Genomic DNA, 16,271 nt, shown 5'->3' on the forward strand with positions numbered 1-16,271 from the left:
CTTAGCGCCCGATTTTCGGGCGTTTCGCTTGTGAGAAGTTGACATCGGCTGGCCTGAAGTTGTCGTTTTCGGCTTCTAGACGGGTCGTAAGTTGGCATTTTTCGAGGCTAAGTTGTCACTATCCGGTTGAATGACAACGTAGCGCAGACACTCTTGGTTGCATTTGTTCGAATGATAGGAACCGGTGTTGTTGATAGGAGGGAGTCAGTAGCCGCGAGAACCATTCGGAAACGTGCAGATTACGAGCATGGAGCGATATCTGTTCAAGATCGTTGCCGAATTCCGGGCGGCACCGCAGCCGAGATCCCGCTGCATGGTGGAAAGCCCGTCAAGTCGAGGCTGAAGGTCGAGCCGAAAATGGAGCTCGATGAACGGTCGACGCTCTCGAAAGCCAGCCATCGATTGACGCTGGTCCGTCGGTCCGCTGGCGCCAGCGTTCAGACAATCATTCTCCCGTTGTGTGCTTTTGCACCGCTCCCTTGGCGAGATGGTATGGTCGGATAAGAATCTCGGCGGGAATACGCCATTCCTTGTTGAGCTTGAAGATCATATCCAGCGTCAGAGCGCGCTTCCGGTTCAGCACCTCTGTCGCGCGGGGTGATGAGCCGATCACCTCCGCAAGAGCCTTTCGGGACAGGTTGAACAGTTCCATGTGCGAATGGATGGCATCGACCGGGTCAGGCGCTTCAATCGGGTAATGCTTGTCCTCATAGGCTTCGATCAGAGCGGCAAGCACGTCGAAGCGGTCACCATCGGGCGAACCGACTTCAGGCTCGTTCTCGAAATATCCGGTGATCTCGGCCAGAGCCCAGTTGTAGTCATCTTCGGTTCGAATGGGACGAATATTTTCCATCACACTGTCTCCGGGTTGATCTTGTCATACTCATTATGTGTCCCGACGAACTTGATTAGGACACGGTGGAATTTGTAGGCAACGTGAACGATCAGTCGTAACTTGTTGCCGCCAATATCGAAAATGACTCGGTTGTCGCCAACAAAGTCCACGCTTGCGCCGAATGCAGCCTTGATGTCAGCCGGTCCGGTCCAATCCGCCTTGCTCACGGCCAGATACCAGGTCGTCAATGGAATTTCGGCCTGATGGTGCCTAGTCCAAAAGTCCTTGAGTGCTTTCCTGGCGATGATCTGCATGGCTTGATATAGCGATTTCCCGTAATGGGAACAAGAGAAAACTTCCCAAATTGGGAAATAGAGTGCCTGAGCTCAGCAGGTCGCCCCAGCTACCACGCCGAACCATCGTAGAGGAGGATTGGATCTCCGAATCTCGGTGGTGACCCAAGGCATCCCCATTGCATACGTTGAAATTTCCTAGGACTTCGATCTCTGCCCTTCGGTCAATCCCCGTGGTGGTCCACGGGGATCCATCGCCCTGATCCTATCGGGAGGAAGTCAGCCATTCCCCATTTCTCTCCGATCTCCATTCCAAGACCGGATGCAAGCTTGAGTCCGTCTCTCCGTCCATCCACCGATGTCAAGAAATGGCGTCGTAGCGGTAAAGCAACGGCATGCTGATCGAGCCGAATTCCAGTCGAGGCACTACTCCTTCCGACCGCCATCCATTTTGTGACCAACGACTTCGTCTGGCAAATAATGAATCGGCAAGAACGGGCTTTACGTTACGTCAACTGCACTCCAGTCTCGCTTTCGCTATAACTGAAATATGCAGCGTCTTCTCACTCCCGCCGAAGCATCCGAGCTTCTCGCCATCTGCCCCAAGCACATGCGCTGGCTCACCGATGCCGGTCAGCTACCCTGGGTGAATATCGGTCTTGAGGGTAGGCGACCAACCCGTCGCTACAGGCAAGAAGATCTGCTGAACTTCATCGAGAGAAGGAGCCGCAACGCGTGTCAGTATATCGAAAACACGGCAAATCAGAATACCACTACGACTTTACCGTTCACGGTCGTCGATTTTCAGGCTCCACGGGCACGAGCAATAAGCGCCAGGCGGAACGCATCCTAGACGAGAAGCGTCGGGAAGTTCGCGAACGGTCCAAACAGGCTGCGGCGTTCACTGCTGAGGGACCAATGTCGCTGGAAATCGCCAGCTCACGGTTCTGGCATGAGGTCGGACAGCATCTGGCGAATTCCGACAACTACTATCGTTTTCTCGGTTGGCTCCTGGAGCATTTTGGCAAGCATATCACGTTGGACCGCATCACGGACTCCATGGTCGCGGCCATGGTATCCACCCGTCGGTTCGACGGCGTCAGCAATGCGACTGTCAATCGCACTGCGACCGTCCCTTTGCGGGGGATCATGACGCGGGCAAAGAAGACGTGGAAGGTGCCGGTTGCCGACATCGACTGGAGCCGCCATCTGCTCAAGGAACCGAGGGAGCGCGTGCGCGAGGCCAGCGTTGATGAAGAGAGGCGTCTGATGGCTGCCATGCGTGACGACTACGCACCTGCGGTTCGGTTCGCAATACTGACCGGGTGTCGGCGGATGGAGATCGTCGATCTGTCGTGGTCGCGTGTTGATTTCTTCGGCAGGACGATCACCGTTATCGGCAAGGGGGACAAGACAAGGATCTTGCCGATGACGGACGCAGTCTGTGATCTGCTCCGGCCTCTCACAGGCCACCATGCTTCGGCGGTCTTCACCTATGCAGCGAAGAGGACGAACAAACGGATGGGCCTTGTTCGCGGTGCGCGCTATCCCATCACAATGGAGGGCTTTAAGACCGCTTGGCGTCGTGGCAGCTCCAAGTCCGGCGTAGAGAATTTCCGCTTTCATGACACTCGTCACACAGCCGCAACGCGCACGCTACGTGCCGGCAACATGAAAGTCGTTCAGCGGATGCTCGGTCACGAAAACATCACGACAACCGCGAAGTATGCCCACGCGGTGATCGAGGACATGCGTGTCGCCATGGATGCAGCAAACCACACCGTAAGCCACACCGACGCTTCAAAGCAGATTTCTAACAATCTGGAAGGAAAGAAAAAATCGGCCTGAGCAACCTTGACCCCCAGTCAAGTGCGCTACCGGGCTGCGCTACACTCCGAACCGCGTGAAGCCTTATAGTTTCGCCAATTGCGGCGCAAGGCCTAAAACCCGCGGCGAGAGCAGAAGCGGATCATTTGAGATATTCCTTGGCGAAATATCTGCTGCGCGCCGTTCATGTTCGCTTTGGCAGCAGCGTCACCGCTCGGTGAAGGCGCGCGCCATGCTTTCCCGGATCGGCTTGGTGAGGTAGTCGAGGAACGTACGCTCCGCCGTCTCGATCATGACCTCCGCCGGCATGCCCGGCGTCGCCGTGAATCCGGGAATTCTCGCCAGCTCGCTTGGCGAGAGCTTGATTCGAGCGAGATAGACTTCGCTGTTCGGCATCATGGTGTCAGCCAGCGCGTCAGCCGAAACATAGTAGACGTCGCCGTTCAGCACGGGCGTCGTGCGTCGGTTCAGTGCTACCAGGCGGATGGTCGCCTTCTGGCCGGGCTTTACGGCGTCGATATCCTTGCGCTGGATTTGCGTCTCGATGATCAACGGCACGTCAGAGGGCAGGATTTCGAGGATTTTCTTGCCGCTTTCGATGACGCCGCCCGAGGTGTGATAATACATGCGCACGACGGTGCCGGTAACGGGCGCGTTGATCGTCGAGCGCTGCAACAGGTTTTGTGCCTGTCTTGCTTCTTCCCGAACGGCGTCGAGATCGCCTTGCGCGACCTGAAGTTCGTCCAGTGACTTCTGGTTCAACTCGGTCACCGTCTGCGTGATCTGCTGGTCGAACTTCTGCACCTGGGCCTGGGTTTCCGATACTTCTGACTCAAGGCGCCCGATCTGGCCGTCTGCATCGGCCATGGCGCGCTGTATCGCGTTCACTTCCGTCTTGCGGATCAGGCCTTCCGACAACAACTGCATCTTGCCGGTGTATTCGTCCTTCAGGAAAGCTTTCTGCTCGATCATGGATTGCTTTTGCCGATCAAAGCCTTCCATGCGAAATTTCAACGATTCGATGTTCTGTTTCAGCAGACCGATCTCGCTGTCCATCCGGTTCTTGGCGGACTGAAAGTTAGCCAGTTGGCCATCAACAATGGAGCGGATGTCGCTGTCACCTTTGTTGTCGGCGATAATCTGCGGGAATGTTACGGTCGTGCTGCCGGCCACCTGAGCCTGAAGGCGGGCGACATTGGCTTCCAGACGAGCCTGGCGCAGGAACAACTGCCGTTCCTTCACCTGAGCCACAATGCCATCCAGCCTGATCAGTGGCTGGCCGGCGTTGACGTGATCGCCCTCGCTGACCAGAAGTTCCTGGATGATGCCCCCTTCAAGGTGCTGCACCACCTTGTTTTCACCAGTGGCGACGAAGCTTCCCGCGCTGATGACCGCGGCGGCCAGCGGCGCGGTTGCGGCCCATGTTCCAAAGCCGCCGAAAGCCAGCGCCACCAGCAAAAGTCCGAACATCGCGTGTTTACGGATCGAGCGTGGCACGTCGCCATACCATTCGATGTCATGGACGTTGGCGATACTCGTACTCATTGGGCGGCCTGTTGAACAAATTGCACGGGCTTCTGGACTGCCTGGGCTTGGTGGTTGGACAGATTGTTGCGGGCAGTGGCGGCGTTGTACGGTGCCAGGGCCTTCAGCACATCCTGGCGCACGCCAAACATCGAAACCGCTCCGTTCGATAGAAGCAGGATCTTGTCGACGCCGTTCAGCAGCGATGGACGCTGGGTTATGGTGATGACGGTGATCTTTTCCTTCTTGGCGTGCTCCAAGGCGCGCAGCAATGCTGCGTCGCCTGCACCGTCGAGGTTGGAGTTCGGTTCGTCCAGCACCACCAGATGCGGATTGCCGAAGAAGGCACGCGCTAGCGCAATGCGCTGTTTTTGTCCGCCCGACAGGGGCGAGCCGTCCGCGGCCACGATCGTTTCGTAGCCTTGGGCAAAGCTCGAGATCAGTTCATGCACATCCGCCAGCATCGCGGCCTTGTAGATGTCCTCGTCGCTGGCATCGTCGCGCATTCGCCCGATGTTCGCCTTGATGGTGCCTGGGAACAGCTGGACGTCCTGCGGCAGGTAACCGATGTTCTCGCCGAACTGGCGCTGGTCCCAGTTTCTCAAGTCCATCAGGTCCAGGCGCACGCTGCCCGATGTCGGCAGGATCGACCCTACCAGCATCTTGCCAAGCGTGGTCTTGCCCGCTCCGGAATCGCCAATGATCGCCAGCGATTCGCCGGGTTCGAGGGAGAACGTCACGCCGTTCAGCACCACGCGCTTTGTGCCTTGCGGAACGAACAGCAAACGCTCGACGTCGAGACGCCCCTGCGGCTTCGGCAGTTTCAGCCGCTCGAAGTTTAGCGGAGAGGCTTTCAGCAAAGCCGAGATGCGCTGGTAGGCTGAGCGTGTGTTGAGGAATTGGTGCCAACCCTCGATAGCGCCTTCCACTGGCGCCAGCGCGCGGCCGGCAATGATCGAGGCGGCAATGACCATGCCGCCCGTCAATTGCCCTTCGATGGACAGATAGGCGCCCCAGCCAAGCATGGCGACTTGGGTCAGCAAGCGTACGGCCTTGGAAATCGAAGCCGAGATAACGTTGCGATCCTGCGCCAGCACCTGCGCTTTCAGGGAGCCGGCTGTATCCTGGCCCCAGATTTTCACGGCCTCCGGGATCATTGCCAGCGCGTTGATGATCTGCGAATTGCGCGACATCGAATCGAGGTGCAGGTTGGCCTTGCTCTGGAAATTTCCTGCCTCGTGGAAGGGCTGGGCCGTCACCTTCTGGTTGAAGTAGGCGATGACCAGCAAGAGGATCGCCGACACCACGACTATGTAGCCGAGATGCGGGTGCACGAGGAAAACGGCCAGCATGAACAGTGGCGCCAGCGGTGCGTCGAGGAACGATAAAAGCGTGCCTGACACGAGGAACGACCGCAGTTGCTGCAGGTCGCCAAGCGTCTGGTATTCCCGGCCGTTGCTGTGCAGCGATGCGCGTGCGGCGGCGCCAAGGATCGGTGCGCCGAGTTGCGCCGCGACTTCGACGGCAGTGCGCATCAATATGAAGCGGCGCACGGCGTCCAGCACGGCATTCAGGATCACTGCTCCCGCGATGATGATGGTCAGCATGACCAGCGTGTCGATGGAGCGGCTGGTCAGCACGCGGTCCGATATCTGGAACAGATAGACCGGGATAGCCAGAACGAGGATGTTGGTGGCGAGTGTAAAGCCCATGACCACCAGCAGATTGCGCCTTACGGCCAGAACGCCGGCCTTGAGGTTGTCTGCCAGATTGATCGGGCCGAGGCGGCGATGGAATACGTCTCCGGAATTGCCGGCGTCGTTGCTTGCCTTGGGCAGCTTGTTCCCCGGAGGTGTCTGCGCGCCGTTGTTCGAGAGAAGCGGCCCTGTATCGCCGTCGATAGATTTCAGTTGCCCTGCTGAAACGGGGTGTTCGATGCTCGATCGCTGCGGTCTTTCCAGTTCGGGTTCCGCGGAAAGATCGGCGGAGCGACTGGCAACCGGCTCGTAGGCCTCTTCGGGGGTATCTTCAGGATCGCTCGAAACTTCCGCCAAAGCCGGCGCAGCGCCGGGAGCGCTTGCAAACGGTACGGCTTGCGCCGTTTCCGAAACGGGGGCCGCGTGCGAAACGGGAACTTCGGCAATGTCTGCTTCCGTCTCGGCATTCCGATCGGGCGTCGCAGACATGGCCACGTCCGGCTGATCTTCTTCTTCGGCGAGGTCGTCTGCGTCGTCGAATTCGGTGGGCTCTGATACGGGTGTTGGCCGGGTCCGCAACTCGGCTGCCATCCTGTCGACCTCGGCCATCAACTCATCAAAGGGCGTGTTGAAGCCCCTGAACTGAGCCATATCCGGGGACGGCGCGGCGTACGCCTCGTCGGACTGGTCGGAATCGACCGTTGCCCCACGGTTCACCGTCGCGTTGCCAATATTACCAATATGTTGGTTCATGGTGCTCCAGCGGGAAAAGCGGTCAAGTCACGACCGATTGCATGATGTCGGTGTGTGCGGGATGGACACCGGGGTCGCTCTTGAAACCGCTGTCAGTATCTTGGTTCTGGGCAGGCGTGAGCATGTCGTCGCTGAGGAATGCAACGGCTTCGTTCACCAACTGGTCCGGTGGTTTGATATCGATCCCATTGTCGATCTTGATGATATCCGTCTGGACAAGAAGTTCATCCGAATATTGGCCGCCGCCATAGTAGACCGTTCCGCCGGGACCGACGTCGACGATATGGGCCTGGTTGACCAGCACGTTCGAACCGGTGGTGATGGACCAATTGGCATCCGCCGTCGAATTGACGCCGTGCATCGCAGCCGCCACCTGATCGGCGTCACCTAGAATGTTGGTCTGCTGGATGTATTGCAGGTCGTAGATGCTGCCTGAAATGTAAAGGACGTGGAGCCCTGCAAAGCCGGAAAAGGCGGCATCATTCAGCACATCTGCGGAGAGCACTTTGTTGCCGGCTGCGAAATCGTCCAGCGCGCCGTGGAAGCCGTTTGGCATTTCCGAGTTATGAGGCGTGCCGATGTTGGTTATCTTGGCTTCGTTCCACAACAGGTTGTCGCTGGTGGAAACCGAACCTGGGCCGGAAGTACGGAAACCGCTCACTCCGCCGACGATGTCGTCGTCGAGCATGATGTTTTTCTGCATGATCATGTTGGCGCTGTAGTAGCTTCCGCCAACCAGAATGAGATCGTAATACTTGCCGAGATCGAAGATCGACAGGCTGTTGATGGTCTGGTTCGCGCCGGTGCCGATCATCGAGGTGACGCCGGCTGACGACGACGAAATGACCATGTCGTGGTCGACGACGAAATTGAGTTGCTGCAGCCAGTTCATCGACACGAAGTCGCCGGTTATTTCGGTAACCGCCCATGCCTTGGGGAAAGTGGGCACGCCGCCGCCGGCCGGCTCTTGCGTCCCGGCGTTGATCGGCGTGTGCTCCATCGAAGCGATGTTGAAGGCCGTGGTGTTGCTGGGTGGGCAATTCCACCCCGACATGCTTGCGCCAACCGAGTCGGAATCGCTCCAAGCGTTTACCTGGACGATGAGGTTCAGCGAGAAATGATCTCCCGCAACTGCAAACACTTGCCCTTCTAGAGCGTCGTTTACGAGCGTGGCGGAGTTGATCAGCGCATTGAGACCGGTGCTGATTTCCACGGATGCCGTTACGGCGATGCTGCCTTGGCCATGCACGACCTGGGCAGTGGCCGTCGAGCCCGTTTCCCAGACGCCGTTGCTGCCCGCGGGCGCTGCATCAGCAGCGGGGTCTTTGACCAGAGGTGATGCAGCGGGAAGGTGATCGTCGAATTTTGGGGCCTCGTCGACAACCACGCCGTTGACATAGATCGCACCTTCGGAAGGCGCTACCGTTGCCACATGCGTTTCGGTCGAAGTGCCGTCGTCATTGTCGGTGATCGTACTGGACGTCTGAATGCTGTCGGCGTTCTCTTCGCTTTCCAGACCTGCCAGGAAATCGTGGATCGAATCCGCCGAGGCGTTGATGAACTGTCCGATGCCCTCGGACGATCCGGGCATGACGCCGCCCTGGATCGGCATGGCTTGCGTGGCATCATTTACCAGTTCCTGCAGCGCTGTCTGGGGGCTGCCGATTTGCTCGAAAATCGCCTTGCTGCCACCGACATTGACGAAGTCTTCGTCCGACAGGTTGTTTGCCTGCGAAACGATGCTGACCACCGATCCGGGTGGCTGGGGGTCGAGAATCTTGAACGAAGACGCGCTGTGATGAAAAAGCGTCGGAGGGACGTAGCCCGGATAGATGATCGGTTGGGCCTGTACGTCTATCGGAATTTCGGGAGCCGCGTAGAGCGGTTCGCTGTGAGCGACAAACGGCTCGACGGAGTTCGGAGCGGGAACGTAGTGTATCCCCGGCTGCGGATTATCCAGATCATAGGGCGAATCGAATTTTATCTGGATCGGTTGATCCGAATGGTCTGCCGCTTCCTGTGCGCGGCGTGCGACGAATTCCATGTAGTCGTCGCGCATCCGTGCTTGTTCAGACGCAATCTGGAAAAGCCCAACGAAATGGGCAATCGCCTCAGTGATTCTGTCCAGTGGCACGGTCTCGTTCCTCGATGTTGCTTAGCTTCCCGGTGAACGAAGGTAGGCTTTGACGGAAATGGCTACGCGGGATTCCCCGCGTAGCCGTTGTAAATATTCCGCTTGCGCGGATCTGGCATCAGACGTCGCCGTTGTGGTCCACGTCGTAGTTGCCGCCGACGACTGTCTGGCTGAGCAGGTTTTCCATCAGGTTGGCGCCCATGACGATGCTCTGGTTGAACGCCGTGACGTCGATCGAAGCATCTGCGCTCGCCTGGGAAACGCCGTTGGTGTAGGTATCTCCAACATTGTGAGAACCCCACATTCCGCCGTCGCCGCCGGCTCCGCCGTCGCCGAAGTTGACGTTTCCGCCGGCTCCACCGAGGCCGCCCGTCGCACCCGAAGCAGCGCCGCCCGTTCCGTCGCCAGCAACGGGGACAACGATCGTGTCGCCACCCCATGCAAGGCCGCCGTTTCCGCCGTCGCCGCCGATGCCAGCGCCGATGCCGAAGCCGGCACCATTGCCACCGCCGAGACCGACCGAGTCGGCGTCACCGCCCGAGCCGCTATGGCCGCCGTCAGCACTTGCGTCGGAGTCACCACCGAAGCCTTTGCCGAGGCCAGCCGACAACGCATCACCAGCCGCGCCGGAGGTAGCGCCGCTGTCGCCGCCATTTGAGCTGCCCAAGCCGAGACCGAGGCCGTCGCCCGAGTCGCCACCGCTGGAATTGCCAGCCTGGCCACCGTTTGCTGCGCCTGATCCGGTTCCGTCACCCGCCGTGTTGCTGCCAGCTCCGCCCGAAGCTGCGCCGGTGTTGTCGCCGCCCACGCCGACGCCAACTCCGATCAGGCCAAGGCCAAGACCGGCCGCGTCGCCGCCATCGGTACCTGCATCGCCGCCTACGCCACCGAGGGCGCCCGAGCCGCCGAGGCCGAGACCAGCCGCATCGCCGCCGCCGCTGTCACCACCGCCGCCGGCAGGACCGCTTGCACCTACGCCAGCGCCGCTTGCAGTCGAGGAACCACCGGTACCTGAAGTCGCATCGCCCGTGCTGCCACCCAAAGCGCCTGCAAGGCCGAGGCCGAGGCCTGCGCCACCAGTGCTCTGAGCATTGCCGCCGTTGGCTGCGCCGCTTTCACCGCCGTCAGAGCCAGCAAGGCCGAGGCCCAAACCAACGCCAAGTCCAGTGCCTGTACCTGTGCCATCACCGCCTTGGTCGCCGTTGCCGCCAGTGGTATTGCCGCCTTGGGCTGCGCCGATTGCGCTGCCACCGATGCCGAGGCCGGCGATGTTTGCCGCTCCGCCGCCGAAGCCGCCATCAGCCGAACCATGGCCGCCGCCGCCACCGCCGCCGCCACCAGTGGTAATGCCGTCGCCGGATTTGGCGAAGCCACCGTCGGCGTTTCCGCTCTGGGTGAAGTTACCAGTGTTGCTGACCGAAGCCTGGCCGAGGAAGTCGTTGTCGTCCATGTTGTTGGTCTGGCCCACAACAAGTGCGCTATCGTTTCCTTCACCCTTGAGAGCACCGTTCAGGAAATCGTTGAAAGACGTGCCATCGCCGGGATTGTAGAAAATCTGGCCATCATGGTTGACCAGCATCTGGTCGACCTTGGCGCCGCCGCTCATGTCGATGTCAGCGAAATCATCATCGGAAGGCTGGATGCCTTCGAGATTCACACCAACGTTCACGCCAACAGTGGTCGAGGACGTGTTGCTATTGCTATTTGAATTCGAATTCGAATTCGAGCTGGTGTTCGAATTGGTGTTGTCGCTGAAGTTCAGGTTGCCGTTCAGGTTCCCGTTACCGTTCAGGTTCCCGTTGCCGTTCCCATTCAGGTTTCCGTTGCCGTTACCGTTCAGGTTGCCGTTACCGTTGCCATTACCATTGCCGTTCCAGTTTTCGGACGACTGATATTGGCCCTGACCCTGACCCTGGCCTTGGCCCTGAGCCTGAAGTTCAGCCTGAGCCTGCGCCTGCAGCTGGTCCTGGTCTTGGTCCTGATGCTGGCTGGGATCGAGGAAATTGAGATAGTTGGAGTTGGAGTTACTCGGCTTTCCCATAGACGTTACCCCTGGTTTTGCCGTGCCAACTCGACCCTATTCATCTCTTACGGGGACTTGGCTGCACGGCAGGTTTACAATTCTGGGATCGATCATGCCGCAGTCATCCACCATCCAAATCGGGCGTGTGGATGCTTCAGCCAGAAATCCCCACTTCTCATTTCAGGCATCTATCCGAAGAGCACAGCTCCGCCCTGCAACTCAGCAACTAGCTGAATCGCTTGCAAAAATGCGCTGCAATGTCGAATGCACTGAATCCCGCTGATCTGGGATGCTTGCAGTCTGTGACCGAGTGTTCGAGACGCATAGCCTGAAAATCGATCTAGATCGTTTGACGGTTGGTCACGCTGGCTGCAGCGGAATTTTCACGATTCAGGCCGAATATCGATTGCGATACAAAGGCATCGTCGGCTTCCCTTGCGTCAGCGGCTGGAAGGAGCCCTGAGTGTCAACTGATCCTGGTTAGTGGGTGCCTACCTCTTTTTTAGGATGGTCTTGGCAGTGCACAAGCCAGCTATAGTGCCTCTCGGATCGTAGCAGGGCGAATGGACACGTGGTTAACGTCCGATTCGCGCATATTTTTGGAACCTGGGCATGTCTGCGGAAGGGATTGATCCAATGGCCGGCCAAAAGGGAGAGTTGGCGATGCCGCAGAGACGCGCTCCAAGCGGCCTCGACCAGATTCTGCTGCTCGTTGGGCGGTTGAATTATGCCTGGACGAATACGGAAAGCCTGTTGATTTACCTCATCGCTGGCTTGGCGAAGGTCAACAAGGAGACGGCGATCGTGATTTTCCTGACCCTAAACACGACGCGGGCGCGCATGGATCTTGTCGAACGGCTGGCAAAACTACCGCAGACCCCTGAACAATGTCGCGATGACGTCCTGCTCCTGCTCGACCGCCTCGGCCAGCAGTCCAAGCTGAGGAACAAGTACAGCCATTGCATCTATTCGTTCGATGAGAAGGGCGACATTTCTCACACCCAGCAGATGCGCATTTTCGATGGCAAGACCTCGATCAAATACGGCAAGGTCGAAGCGGTGGATGCGCCGGAGGTTGCGCGGATCACCGAGTGCATCAATGACATCACGGACATAAACAAGGGAATCTGGGACGTCGTGAAGCGCAACAGGTTTCCGACCTAGTGTTTCGCGCTATTGCGCAGGCTGGATCGAACCCGATTGCCGCAATAGCCACTGGTGGCGATGCTCAAGTGCAATGCCCCCCCAGATCAGCCCAAGCAGCAGATAGAAGTGACGCCAGTGATCGGTATCGATAAAGGTGCCGAGCCCGATATGGCCAATGTAGACGACATAGGCGCATAGGACATAGGGTTGCCACGGCCGGTTGCGCAGCAGTAGCCGGAACCCGGCGGCCAAGGTCCACACCGTCAAGGCCAGATAGGACACGAAGCCGAGCCAACCGTAGTCCATCAACGCCTTCAGCCAGATGTCATGAGTGTCTTCGCCATAAATCGTGCCGAACACCAGCGGGCCGATGCCAAGCGGGCGTTCCAGCGCGAGCTGGAAGCCGATGGCATAGCGGGCGAAGCGGCCGAGCCGGGCGGAATCATAGTCTTGAGCGAGCTTGGCGCGATTGGACAGCATGTCCGATACGCCTGGTATCTGGATGATGACGATCATGGTGACGATCAGCAGGGCGATCGCAGCCAAGGTCATGACCACGATACGCAAACGGAACCGGCCGCTCAGGCTTTGCAGGAAAAGAGCGCCGGTGAGCAGGATCGCGGCCACAGCGAACAGCCCCCATGCACCTCGTGAAAACGAGAAGAAAATGCCGCCGACAATGATTAGCAACGGCATCGCCACCAACGGCATGCGCGACACGGGCCCGGTCAGGAGCAGGTAAAGCAGGTATATGCCGGGCAGGGCTAGGAACGGACCGAACACATTCGGGTCCTGGAAGGCGCCTGCAGCGCGGTCGTACTTTGTGAATATATCGGCCCCGGGAAAGGCGTGGAAGTAGCCGGCGATGCCAAGCAGCGAAGTCACCACCGCCGAAACCACATAAGCGAAGAATATGAGCCGGTATGTATCGGGCTTGGCTTCGAGAACGGCGGCATAGAAAATCGCGGTGAGGGCGAGAAACAGGGAGACGGCCAGGTAAAGCGGCGTTTCCATAAGGTCCGCCATCTGCGTCATCGCGATCAACCCGCCGACATTGAACACGATCAGCAGGCAGACCAAGGGTGCCGTAAAGCGGGATATCCTGAGGCCGAACAACGCCCAGACCGCGATCAGTCCAACCATATAGATGTCATAGGGCGCGGGCTCGCGAATGACGAAGCCGGAAAGGAATATGCCGAAGAATATTGCGCCAGACGCCACCATCGCGATCAGTTTGGCGTTGATCGCCTCAGTCGGCAGGTCGTGCGTCATCGTGCTCAATAGGCGTTTTCCGTATCGAGCAGCCGGATCGGCGTCAGCAACAGGATCTTGAGATCGAACAGCAGCGACCAGTTCTCGATATAGAAAAGGTCGTACTCGGTGCGCATGCGGATTTTTTCGTTGGTGTCCATCTCACCGCGCCAGCCGTTGATCTGCGCCCATCCGGTTACGCCGGGCTTGACCTTGTGGCGGGCGAAATAGCCATCGACCACTTCATTATAGAGCAGGTTGTGTGATTGGGCGGCGACAGCGTGCGGGCGCGGGCCAACCAGCGAAAGCGAGCCCAACAGCGCATTGAAGAATTGCGGCAGTTCGTCGATCGAGGCCTTGCGGATGAAGCGGCCGACGCGCGTTACGCGCGGGTCGTTCCTGGTCACGGTCTTCTTCGCAGTCGGATCGGCCTGGTCCGTATACATCGAGCGGAACTTGTAGACCTCGATGACTTCGTTATTGAAGCCGTGGCGCTTCTGCTTGAACAGGACCGGCCCCTTGGAATCCAGTTTGATGGCCACGGCGGTCGCCAGCATGATTGGTGAAAAGACAAGGATGCCGATCAGGCTGAAAACGATGTCGAACGTGCGCTTCGCAACCGAATCCCAATCGTTGATCGGCTTGTCGAACACGTCCAGCATCGGCACTGCGCCGATATAGGAGTATGAGCGCGGCCGGAATTGCAGCGCGCTTGAGTGAGCGGAAAGACGAATATCGACCGGCAGCACCCATAGTTTCTTTAAAAGCTGCAGCACGCGTCGTTCGGCCGTGATCGGCAGCGACACGATCAGCATGTCGATGCTTGCGATGCGCGCGAACTCGATCAGTTCGGAGACGGTTCCAAGCTTGGGGTACCCGGCAATGATGGCCGGCGAGCGCTTGTTGTCGCGATCGTCGAAAATCCCGCAGATGCGGATGTCGTTGTAGGGCTGTTTCTCGACCGAACGGATCAGTTGTTCGGTAGCCTCGCCACCGCCGACAATAACCGCGCGCCGTTCCATGCGCCCGTCTCTTGCCCAGCGGCGCAACAGCCTGGCGAAGATGAGCCTCGTTGCGAACAGGAATAGGAAGCCAACGACGAACCAGATGCCGAAAAGCAGCCGCGAATAGTCTTCCGTTATCTTCAATATGAATCCGGTCAGGGCCATTAGCGCGAATGTGCCGGCCCAAAGCGCGAGCATTCGTGGAAAGCTGGCAACCGGTCGCAAAAGCGCGGAGATCTGATAGCAATCGCTCAACTCGATAAGGGTCACGGCAAGGAGCGAGCCGATCGCCAGAACCAGCGGGTACTGCCAGGCCAAATGAGTGAAAGCGCCCAGATAGAGGCAGTAGACGGCAAGGCCCGACAGAAACAGGACGGCAAATTCAACAATGCGCCACACTCCGCTGACCATCACCGGGGACATCGTGTCCCGGTGATACTGTGCGGCGACGTTGCGTGCGACTTCGTTTAGCCCCACAGCCTTGTCATTGCTGTCGGGGGCTTCGAATTTGCGCACCGCTTCGGAGGAGAAGCGGTGGGTGGGGTCATGTCCACTCATCTGATGGCCTGCCAATTCTGCAGGCTGAATATCAGGCGAGGCCTAAGAAACCCTTTTAGCTTGGCTAGGGTTTGTATTTTGTCGTGGCCAATCCGTGCGAAAGTGCGGCGAAATAAGCCTTTTCGATTTCGCGTGCCATGACGTCTGCGCCAAAGCGTGCCTTGAGATCGCTGGCCGTCGGCATGGTCTGTCGATATCCAGCAAGGTCAGCCAGGACGGCGGCCATTTTCTTCCCGAGTTCGACGGGGTCGGGTTCCACAAGGGCAGGGGAATCCGGGCCGAATATCTCGGGAATGCCGCCTACTGCGGTGGCGATCATCGGCTTTCCGGCAGCGAGCGTTTCCAACACGATGTAGGGCATCGCTTCGGCTCTTGAGGGAACGACTGCAAGATGGCCCAGCGCAAACGCTTTTCGGGCCGGCATGGGAGCCAGAAACTGGATGCGGTCGCCCAGGCCAAGACGTTTCGCCTGTTCGCGATAGTTCGGCAGGTCGTCACCTGCGCCAACCATTACGGCATGCAGTTCGCGCCCAAGCGTCTTTTCGGCCTTCGCCATCGCATCGATGAAAATGTCCGGCCCTTTGAGGTCGCGCATCATGCCGATGTAAAGCAGGTCGGCAGCGCCCGGGTTGGCCGTAACCTGTTCAAATTCGGACGCGCGCAGGCCGTTGTAGACGAGGCTGTTTGCGCCCCTCGGCTCGCCAACCTTCTTGCGATAGGCGCGTCGCTCATAGTTCGAGACAAACAGCAGATGATCGGTGAAACGGCCCATCAGGCGCTCTATGGCGAAGAAGGTTTTTCCCGTCGGCGTTCGCTCGTCATAGTGCAGGCTCCCCCCGTGGGGAGAATAAAGGCGGGCCACGCGAGACCTTGAAACCCGCAACAGTGAGCCGAACAGGCGCACATAAGCGCCACCCTTGGCACCGTGGCCATGGAGAACATCCGGCTGCAATTCCTTGATAATCTTGTAGGTTCGCCAAGCGGACGCGATGTCGCCCAGGCCAACGTGGCGCTGCATCGGCGTCCGGTGGATGCCGAGAGCAAGCTTGCCGCTCATGTCGTTGAACAGTTGTTCCTCGAATTCACCGCCCGTCGTTGAATCGCACACGATGCCGACGGCGTGGCCGGCAGCGATCTGCGCATCGGTAAGGTCACGCACGTGCCTGAATATTCCGCCGACGGGTGAGCGAAAGCAGTGCACGATCCGCAGCTTGTTCGACACGTTT

Annotated in this window: 12 protein-coding genes; 3 read left to right on the forward strand and 9 right to left on the reverse strand. The window is 58.8% G+C overall.

Going from position 1 to position 16,271, the window contains the following annotated elements; translation table 11 throughout:
- Positions 1–445: 445 nt before the first annotated feature.
- Together ACODTY_RS02535 and ACODTY_RS02540 are read right to left on the reverse strand one after the other, a co-directional pair.
- The gene (locus tag ACODTY_RS02535) at positions 446–853 is read right to left on the reverse strand and encodes a helix-turn-helix domain-containing protein (RefSeq protein ID WP_488992721.1); all 408 of its coding nucleotides are present in this window, start codon (positions 851–853) and stop codon (positions 446–448) included.
- Positions 853–1,149 (reverse strand): type II toxin-antitoxin system HigB family toxin, encoded by a 297-nt coding sequence (locus tag ACODTY_RS02540; protein ID WP_488992722.1) that lies wholly within the window; start codon positions 1,147–1,149, stop codon positions 853–855. Before ACODTY_RS02540 ends, ACODTY_RS02535 begins: the two co-directional genes overlap by 1 nt.
- 529 nt (positions 1,150–1,678) lie before the next feature.
- Between ACODTY_RS02540 and ACODTY_RS02545 the strand changes: the two genes are divergently transcribed.
- The gene (locus tag ACODTY_RS02545; RefSeq protein WP_488992723.1) at positions 1,679–1,981 is read left to right on the forward strand and encodes a helix-turn-helix domain-containing protein; all 303 of its coding nucleotides are present in this window, start codon (positions 1,679–1,681) and stop codon (positions 1,979–1,981) included.
- Entirely contained in the window at positions 1,864–2,976 is a 1,113-nt protein-coding gene (locus tag ACODTY_RS02550) for a tyrosine-type recombinase/integrase (RefSeq protein ID WP_488992724.1), read from the forward strand. The genes ACODTY_RS02545 and ACODTY_RS02550 overlap by 118 nt, the downstream gene beginning before the upstream one ends.
- A gap of 186 nt (positions 2,977–3,162) precedes the next feature.
- On the opposite strand, the gene ACODTY_RS02555 is transcribed toward ACODTY_RS02550, so the two are convergent.
- The 4 genes from ACODTY_RS02555 to ACODTY_RS02570 all read right to left on the reverse strand — a co-directional run bounded on the left by ACODTY_RS02555 (position 3,163) and on the right by ACODTY_RS02570 (position 11,104).
- Complete coding sequence (locus ACODTY_RS02555; protein ID WP_488992725.1) at positions 3,163–4,500, reverse strand: HlyD family type I secretion periplasmic adaptor subunit; 1,338 nt, start codon at positions 4,498–4,500, stop codon at positions 3,163–3,165.
- Positions 4,497–6,785, reverse strand: a complete 2,289-nt coding sequence (locus ACODTY_RS02560) for a type I secretion system permease/ATPase (protein WP_488992920.1) — start codon at positions 6,783–6,785, stop codon at positions 4,497–4,499. The genes ACODTY_RS02555 and ACODTY_RS02560 overlap by 4 nt, the downstream gene beginning before the upstream one ends.
- A 166-nt stretch (positions 6,786–6,951) precedes the next feature.
- Positions 6,952–9,063: a type I secretion protein gene (locus ACODTY_RS02565; RefSeq protein ID WP_488992726.1), complete on the reverse strand. Its 2,112-nt coding sequence runs from the start codon at positions 9,061–9,063 to the stop codon at positions 6,952–6,954.
- A 118-nt stretch (positions 9,064–9,181) separates the two neighbouring features.
- Positions 9,182–11,104 (reverse strand): hypothetical protein, encoded by a 1,923-nt coding sequence (locus tag ACODTY_RS02570; protein WP_488992727.1) that lies wholly within the window; start codon positions 11,102–11,104, stop codon positions 9,182–9,184.
- A 645-nt stretch (positions 11,105–11,749) separates the two neighbouring features.
- Here ACODTY_RS02570 and ACODTY_RS02575 point away from each other — a divergent pair.
- Positions 11,750–12,250 (forward strand): hypothetical protein, encoded by a 501-nt coding sequence (locus ACODTY_RS02575; RefSeq protein WP_488992728.1) that lies wholly within the window; start codon positions 11,750–11,752, stop codon positions 12,248–12,250.
- Positions 12,251–12,259: 9 nt separating this feature from the next.
- Here the strand turns inward: ACODTY_RS02575 and ACODTY_RS02580 are convergent, their stop codons facing one another.
- From ACODTY_RS02580 to ACODTY_RS02590, 3 genes are all read right to left on the reverse strand, one after another.
- Positions 12,260–13,513, reverse strand: coding sequence for an O-antigen ligase family protein (locus ACODTY_RS02580; RefSeq protein ID WP_488992729.1), 1,254 nt, complete (start codon positions 13,511–13,513; stop codon positions 12,260–12,262).
- A complete protein-coding gene (locus tag ACODTY_RS02585) occupies positions 13,510–15,045 on the reverse strand; it encodes an undecaprenyl-phosphate glucose phosphotransferase (RefSeq protein ID WP_488992730.1) in 1,536 nt (511 codons plus the stop codon). The genes ACODTY_RS02580 and ACODTY_RS02585 overlap by 4 nt, the downstream gene beginning before the upstream one ends.
- Positions 15,046–15,109: 64 nt before the next feature.
- The gene (locus ACODTY_RS02590; RefSeq protein ID WP_488992921.1) at positions 15,110–16,267 is read right to left on the reverse strand and encodes a glycosyltransferase family 4 protein; all 1,158 of its coding nucleotides are present in this window, start codon (positions 16,265–16,267) and stop codon (positions 15,110–15,112) included.
- Between the last annotated feature and the right edge of the window lie 4 nt (positions 16,268–16,271).

Source organism: Mesorhizobium sp. FG116 (assembly GCF_057809835.1).

What these genes read in the sequence shown, in the direction of transcription:
- ACODTY_RS02535 (WP_488992721.1), bottom strand. Translation starts at nt 853, where the DNA reads ATGGAAAATATTCGTCCCATTCGAACCGAAGATGACTACAACTGGGCT.
- ACODTY_RS02540 (WP_488992722.1), bottom strand. Translation starts at nt 1,149, where the DNA reads ATGCAGATCATCGCCAGGAAAGCACTCAAGGACTTTTGGACTAGGCAC.
- ACODTY_RS02545 (WP_488992723.1), top strand. Translation starts at nt 1,679, where the DNA reads ATGCAGCGTCTTCTCACTCCCGCCGAAGCATCCGAGCTTCTCGCCATC.
- ACODTY_RS02555 (WP_488992725.1), bottom strand. Translation starts at nt 4,500, where the DNA reads ATGAGTACGAGTATCGCCAACGTCCATGACATCGAATGGTATGGCGAC.
- ACODTY_RS02560 (WP_488992920.1), bottom strand. Translation starts at nt 6,785, where the DNA reads ATGGCCGAGGTCGACAGGATGGCAGCCGAGTTGCGGACCCGGCCAACA.
- ACODTY_RS02570 (WP_488992727.1), bottom strand. Translation starts at nt 11,104, where the DNA reads ATGGGAAAGCCGAGTAACTCCAACTCCAACTATCTCAATTTCCTCGAT.
- ACODTY_RS02575 (WP_488992728.1), top strand. Translation starts at nt 11,750, where the DNA reads ATGCCGCAGAGACGCGCTCCAAGCGGCCTCGACCAGATTCTGCTGCTC.
- ACODTY_RS02585 (WP_488992730.1), bottom strand. Translation starts at nt 15,045, where the DNA reads ATGAGTGGACATGACCCCACCCACCGCTTCTCCTCCGAAGCGGTGCGC.